5 protein-coding genes and 1 pseudogene are annotated in these 6,965 nt (G+C 65.2%); 5 read left to right on the top strand and 1 reads right to left on the bottom strand.

Features of this window, described 5'->3' with window-relative positions; all coding sequences use genetic code 11:
* Window positions 1-397, bottom strand: a pseudogene (locus ACED67_RS17115) (transposase); the annotation flags it as partial.
* Window positions 398-564: 167 nt separating this feature from the next.
* On the opposite strand from ACED67_RS17115, the gene ACED67_RS17110 reads away from it, so the two are divergent.
* From ACED67_RS17110 to ACED67_RS17090, 5 genes are all read left to right on the top strand, one after another.
* Complete coding sequence (locus tag ACED67_RS17110; protein ID WP_395542923.1) at window positions 565-2,370, top strand: sensor histidine kinase; 1,806 nt, start codon at window positions 565-567, stop codon at window positions 2,368-2,370.
* Window positions 2,367-3,716, top strand: a complete 1,350-nt coding sequence (locus tag ACED67_RS17105; RefSeq protein ID WP_395542922.1) for a sigma-54-dependent transcriptional regulator — start codon at window positions 2,367-2,369, stop codon at window positions 3,714-3,716. Before ACED67_RS17110 ends, ACED67_RS17105 begins: the two co-directional genes overlap by 4 nt.
* Window positions 3,717-3,918: 202 nt before the next feature.
* Window positions 3,919-4,893: a tripartite tricarboxylate transporter substrate-binding protein gene (locus ACED67_RS17100; protein WP_395542921.1), complete on the top strand. Its 975-nt coding sequence runs from the start codon at window positions 3,919-3,921 to the stop codon at window positions 4,891-4,893.
* A gap of 57 nt (window positions 4,894-4,950) precedes the next feature.
* Window positions 4,951-5,415, top strand: a complete 465-nt coding sequence (locus ACED67_RS17095; protein WP_395542920.1) for a tripartite tricarboxylate transporter TctB family protein — start codon at window positions 4,951-4,953, stop codon at window positions 5,413-5,415.
* Between the two features lie 8 nt (window positions 5,416-5,423).
* Window positions 5,424-6,932: a tripartite tricarboxylate transporter permease gene (locus ACED67_RS17090; protein ID WP_395542919.1), complete on the top strand. Its 1,509-nt coding sequence runs from the start codon at window positions 5,424-5,426 to the stop codon at window positions 6,930-6,932.
* Window positions 6,933-6,965 lie beyond the last annotated feature (33 nt).

Below are 6,965 nucleotides of genomic sequence, written 5' to 3'. Positions count from 1 at the left end.
TGTCGCCCGATCTCATGGCCCTCGTCGACGAGGTCTCGGTGCATGCGCGGGCTGCCATAGGTCCCGTTCGACAGCGCAAAGGCCGTGCGGATATGGGCCAGATAGACCACGTCCTGATGCTGACGGCGACAGGCCGGACGTTCCTGCCAGGCCAAGAAGCCGCTCTGGCTGACCCCAAGGACGCGGCACATCCGGCTGATCGGGAAGCTGGCCTTCTCCGCTTCGATGAAGCCGAAGGTCATCGACTTCCCTCTCTCGCGAAGAAGGCTGCGGCTTTTTTTAGAATGTCGCGCTCCTGCTTCAGAACCGCATTCTCCCGCCGCGTCCGGCCGCTGCTCAGTGCCAGCCGCACCGCTTCACGCCGAAACTCCGGCGTCGGTCTGTTCCCGTTTCCCATAGAACACCTCCTGGTCCCTCAGGTGGTGCTCTCCACATTTCACGGGCAAGTCCAAGTCCAGCTCACTCAGGCCCATAGAATTCGAGGCCCGGGCTCTGCTAGCTTAACCTGATGATCACGACACCGGCAGCAACTCAGCGCGAGCTATCTGGGCTAAGGGAGGGCGAATGCAGAAAACCACCAAAACAGTGCTGATCCTCTTAGGTCTGGGCATGCTGATGATTGCCGTCTGGCAGACGCACCGCCTCGCCTTGCAAACTGCGCTTGAGACGGATCGTGCCCGGGTCGAAACCGCTTTGCGGATGGCGGTGAACGCCGTCGAGGGCGATCTCGCGCGCTATGAGGCGATGCCCCAGCTTCTGGCCGATCTGGACGAAATCCAGCTCATGGTGACCCGGCCGGACGATCCGGTGCGCCGTGCCGGAATCAATCGGCTGCTGGAAGAGCAGAGCTCCAAACTGCTGGCCTCGGACATCTACATCATGCGGCCGGATGGCGAGACGATTGCCGCCTCGAACCATCGGCGGATAGACAGCTTCATCGGCCACAATTTCCGCTATCGCCCCTATTTCCAGGAGGCCGTCCAGGGCGGCCAGGGGCGGTTCTACGGTGTCGGCACCACCTCGGGCGTGCGGGGCTATTTCTTTTCATCCCCGATCTACGACCATGCCGGCCGGATCGGTGGGGTCATCGCGGTCAAGGTCGGCGTGGACCGGATCGAGGAAAGCTGGCGCGGCGGCGAATACAGCATCTTCGTGACGGATCCCGAAGGGATCGTGTTTCTGTCCTCGGACCCCGAGCTGCTTTACGGCTCGCTCTACCCGCTGACGCCCGACAGGCTGGCGCGGACCGAGACAAACCGGCGATACTCGGACCTGCCCCTGCATGAGCTGACCTTCCGCTCCGATGTTCTCGCGGGGGTGGAGATCGCCCGTCTCGCGGCCGCCGGCGGGGCGGAGCGCGAGTTCATCGTGCAACACCAGAACATGGCCGAGGCGGGATGGACGGTCAATGTTCTTCTCGACAGTGGCAGCGCGCGGGCCGAGGCGCGCGTCATCGCGGTTGCGACGATCCTGCTTCTCTGCGTCGCGGGTTTTGCCGCGGTGATGGTGCTGCAGCGCCGTGCCCGGATCGCCGAGCGCATCCGCCTGCAGGCCGAGAGCAATGCCGATCTCGAACGACGGGTCGAGGAACGCACTGCGGCACTGGAGCGCGAAGTCGCCGAACGCCGTGCGACCGAGGCGGAATTGCGGGCCGCGCAGGCCAATCTGGTGCGCGTGGGCAAGCTGGCCGCCCTTGGCCAGATGTCGGCGGCGCTGAGCCACGAGATCAACCAGCCGCTGGCCGCCGCCCGCAACTATGCCGACAGCGCCGCGATCCTGATCGACCGGGGGGATACCGCCCGCGCGCGAGAGAACATGGGCCTGATCCTGTCGCTGATCGACCGGATGACCGCCATCGGGCGCCACCTGCGCAATGCCGCCCGCAAGCCGAACGACCGGCTCGAACCGGTGTCGCTGGCGCAGCTTCTGCCGGAAACCCAGATCATTCTTGCCGGCCGCCTGGCCAGCGCCAAGGCGGTGCTCGAGATCGATCTGCCGCCCGGGCTGCCGGCGATGAAGGCGGGGGCGACGCGGTTGCAGCAGGTGCTGGTCAACCTGATCGCCAATGCCGCCGACGCGGTCGAGGGGCGCGAGGATCGCCGGATCACGCTCTCGGCGCGCGTCGTCGGCAACAGGGTTGCGCTGTCGATCCGTGATCGCGGCCCGGGTATTCCCGATGCCATCGCGGACCGCATCTTCGACCCGTTCTTCACCACCAAGGGGGTTGGCGCGGGTCTCGGGCTGGGGCTGTCGATCTGCTACAACATTATCCGCGATTTCGACGGTGAAATCGTCGCGCATTCCGCCAAGCCGGGGACGGAATTCATCGTGACCGTACCGGCCTGGCCCGCGGTTGAGGTCGCGGCGTGAAACCGGCCCGCGTGCTTCTGGTCGACGATGACGAGAACATGCGCCAGTCCACGGCGCAGGCGCTGGATCTGGCGGGTTTTGCGGTCGAATGTCTGGAAAGCGCCGAACAGGCGCTGGCGCTGGCGGGGCCCGGTTTCGACGGGGCCGTCGTCAGCGACATCCGCATGCCGGGAATGGACGGGATGACGCTTCTGTCGCGCTTGCAGGAGCTGGATGCCGAAATCCCGGTGGTTCTGGTCACAGGCCATGCCGAAGTTCCGCTTGCGGTCGAGGCGATGCGCGGCGGGGCCTATGATTTCATCGAAAAGCCCTTCGTGGTGCAGGAACTGGCCGCCGTGCTGCGGCGCGCCACCGAGCACCGGGCGCTGGTGATCGAGAACCGCCGGCTGCGCGCCGTCGCGGGCAAGCGCGACGATATCGAGGCACGGCTGCCGGGCAGGACGCAGGTCATGGTCGATCTGCGCTACCGGCTGAGGGCGATCGGCGCGTCGGATGCCGATACGCTGATCATCGGGCCGACCGGCGTCGGCAAGGAAGTGGCCGCCCGCGCCTTGCATGACATTTCGGCCCGCGCGAACAAGCCCTTCGTGGCCATCAATTGCGCGGCGCTGCCCGAGGCCCTGATCGAATCCGAACTGTTCGGCCACGAGGCCGGCGCCTTCCCGGGGGCCTTGCGGCCGCGTTACGGCAAGTTCGAACATGCGCGCGGCGGCACGGTCCTGCTGGACGAAATCGGTTCGATGCCGCTGGAGCTTCAGGCCAAGCTGCTGCGGGTGCTGCAGGACCGGGTGATTACCCGCCTCGGCTCGAACGAACAGGTGGCCCTCGACCTGCGCTTCATCGCCACCTCGAAAACAGATCTTGCCGCGGCGGTGACGGCGGGCACCTTCCGCGCCGATCTGTATTGGCGGCTGAATGTCGCCGTGCTGCACATGCCGCCCCTGTCGGCCCGCCGCGAGGATATTCCGCTGCTGTTCCGCCAGCTGGTCCGCGAGTCGGCCGCCCGCCACGGCATTGACGAGCCGCAGCTGTCGCCCGGTCATCTGTCTGCCATGGCCGCGCGCGACTGGCCCGGCAACGTGCGCGAATTGCGCAACATGGCCGAGCGCCATGTCCTGCAGATCGACGGCAGCGAGCTTGCCTCGGCGCAAGGCGCGAAACTTGCCGAACAAGTGGCCGATTTCGAACGCAGCCTGATCGCAGGCGCCATTTCTGCCCATGGCGGGCGGCTGAAGTCGGTCTATGAAACGCTGGGGATCAGCCGCAAGACGCTTTACGAGAAAATGCAGAAACACGGGCTGGATCGCCGGCTCATCATCGATGCGCAGGAAGGCGACGGCGGCTGATCGTCCGAGAATGGGTGGATTTCCACCCACGCAGCGGGGGTCTTGTTCCGCCTTCCACCCATTCCGGTGCGGCGAGTGCCTGAATTTCACGCTGCCGTGACAGAATTGCGTTGGTCCCTGCGACAACATGCCCTTTGCTGCCGCCATCCCCGGAATTTGGAGGTTCCGGGATAAGCATCACTGGCATCTTTGGGAGGATCCGATGTCTCTGTCCAAGCTTTTGGCGGCGCTGGCCGCTGCCACCGTTCTGTCGTCGCCGGCCTTTGCCCAAGGCTATCCCGAGCGCACGATCACCATGGTCGTGCCCTTCTCGGCCGGCGGCCCGACCGATACGGTCGCGCGGCTGGTATCCGAAAAGATGTCGGCCGATCTTGGCCAGCAGATCGTGGTCGAGAATGTCGGCGGGGCCGGCGGCACGCTGGGCGCGGGCCAGGTGGCGGTCGCCGAGGCGGATGGCTACACCCTGCTGCTGCATCACATCGGCATGGCGACTTCGGCCACGCTTTACCGCAGCCTCGCCTATGATCCGCTGACCGCCTTCGAATATGTCGGTCTCGTCACCGACGTGCCGATGGTCATGGTCGCCCGCAAGGATTTTGAACCGGCCGATTTCCCGGCCTTCATCGAATATGTCAAGGCGAACAAGGATACGGTGTCGATGGCCAATGCCGGGATCGGCGCGGCCAGCCACCTGTGCGGCATGCTGTTCCAGTCGGCCATCGAAACCCAGTTCGTGACCGTGCCCTACAAGGGCACCGGCCCGGCGATGACCGACCTTCTGGGCGGTCAGGTGGATTTCATGTGCGACCAGACCACGAATACGGCAAGCCAGATCGAGGCCGGAACGATCAAGGCCTATGCCACGACCACGGCCGAACGCCTGGCGCTGTTCCCGGACCTGCCCACCGCCACGGAATCCGGCCTGCCGACCATGGAATTCGGGATCTGGCATGGCATCTACGCCCCCAAGGGCACGCCCGAGGACGTGACCGAGCGTCTGTCCAAGGCGCTGCAGGTCGCGCTTGCCGATCCTGACGTGATCAAGTCCATGGCCGAACTGGGCACTGCGCCCTCGACCGCAGAAGAAGCGACTCCGGCGGCGCTGAAGGCCAAGCTGGAATCCGAGATCGCCCGCTGGAAACCGGTGATCGAAGCCGCCGGCGTCTACGCCGACTAAGCCGCCCGTTCCGCCCCGGCGCTCATACGTCGGGGCCTCTTCTTGCGGAGACCCCCAATGACCCCCGGCTCCAAAGACACGACCGATGTCGTGACCGGCATTCTTCTGATCCTGACCGCCGCGCTGTTCGGCTGGCAGACCAGCACTCTCAACATCGGCACGGCCTTCCGCATGGGTCCGGGATATTTCCCGATGATCCTGTCGGGCCTATTGTTCGTGCTGGGCCTGGTGATCCTGCTCAAGGCCTTGAAGACGCCGGGCGGCGAACCGTTCGGCACCATTGCCTGGCGGGGCATCGTGTTCATCCTTCCCGCGCCGATCTTCTTCGGCCTGACCGTGCGCGGGCTTGGCTTCGTGCCCTCGATCTTCGTCACCACGCTGATCGCCGCCATGGCCTCGGCGCGGATGAAACCGCTGCCGGCCGTGCTTCTGGCCATCGTCGTGACGGTCTTCTCGACCCTCGTCTTCAGCTATGCGCTGGGGCTGCCCTTCCGGCGGTTCGGCCCCTGGCTTCCGATCTGAGAGGCATCATGGATCTTTTCTCGAATCTCGCACTGGGCTTCTCGGTCGCCTCCTCGCTGGAGAACATGCTGTTCTGCCTGATCGGCGTGCTTCTAGGCACCCTGATCGGCGTCCTGCCCGGCATCGGCGCCACCGCAACCATCGCCATGCTGCTGCCCATCACCTTCCAGCTTGAGCCGGTCTCGTCGCTGATCATGCTGGCCGGCATCTATTACGGTGCGCAATATGGCGGCTCGACCACCGCGATCCTGATCAACATGCCCGGCGAAAGCTCGTCGGCCGTGACCGCGATCGATGGCTACCAGATGGCGCGCAAGGGCCGCGCCGGCGTTGCCTTGGCCACCGCCGCCCTGGGTTCCTTTTTTGCGGGCACCGTCTCGACCTTTCTCGTCGCGATCTTCGCCCCGCCCCTGACCGAGATCGCGCTGAAATTCGGCCCGGCAGAGTATTTCAGCCTGATGGTGCTGGGTCTGGTCATGTCGATCGCGCTGGCCCATGGCTCGATCATCAAGGCGCTGGCCATGGTGGTTCTGGGCCTGCTGCTTGGCATGGTCGGGAATGATATATTCGAAGGTACGCCGCGATTTACCATGGGGATCACCGCCTTCTCGGACGGGCTGAACTTCGTGGCCCTCGCCGTCGGGGTCTTTGGCATCGCCGAGATCCTGCGCAATCTGGAAGACGAACATGACCGGCAGGTGCTGACCAAACATGTCGGCAGGCTCTGGCCCACGCGCGACGAATTCAAGGCGATGGCAGGGCCGGTGATCCGCGGCACCGGGCTTGGCTCTGTTCTTGGCATCCTGCCCGGCGGTGGTGCGATCCTGGCGGCCTTCGCTTCCTACACGGTGGAAAAGCGCCTGTCGCGGCGGCCCGAGGAATTCGGCCAGGGCGCGATCGCGGGGGTCGCCGGACCCGAAGCCGCCAACAATGCCGGGGCGCAGACCAGCTTCATCCCCCTGCTGACACTGGGCATTCCGGCCAATCCCGTCATGGCGCTGATGGTCGGGGCCATGATCATCCAGGGCATCGTGCCGGGCCCGAATGTGGCCAGCGAACAGCCGCAGCTGTTCTGGGGCATCATCGCCAGCATGTGGATCGGCAACCTGATGCTGGTCGTGCTGAACCTGCCGCTGATCGGGCTGTGGGTGAAGCTGCTGAAAGTGCCGTATTTCGTTCTGTTTCCGATCATCATGGCCATGTGCTCGATCGGCGTCTATTCCGTGCGCTCGCAGCCCTGGGACCTTTACGCCGTCGCCTTCTTCGGGCTGCTTGGCTATCTGATCGCGAAACTGCGCTGCGAGCCTGCGCCGCTTCTGCTGGGTTTCGTCCTGGGCCCGCTGCTGGAAGAAAACCTGCGCCGCGCCATGATCATGTCACGGGGCGATGCGGCCACCTTCATCTCGCGGCCGATCAGCCTGACGCTGCTGCTGCTTTCCGTCGCGGTCCTGGTGGTGGTGCTGCTGCCCTCGGTCCGCAAGAGCCGCGACGAAGTGTTCACTGAAAGCGAAGGCTGACCCTTCGGGCGCCCCTTTGCCGGGGGCGCCCGT

Source organism: Neotabrizicola paludis, assembly GCF_044142105.1.
Taxonomy (GTDB): domain Bacteria; phylum Pseudomonadota; class Alphaproteobacteria; order Rhodobacterales; family Rhodobacteraceae; genus Pseudogemmobacter.
Note: the sequence above shows the minus strand (reverse complement) of the source record. Positions and strands in the feature narration are given on the sequence as shown.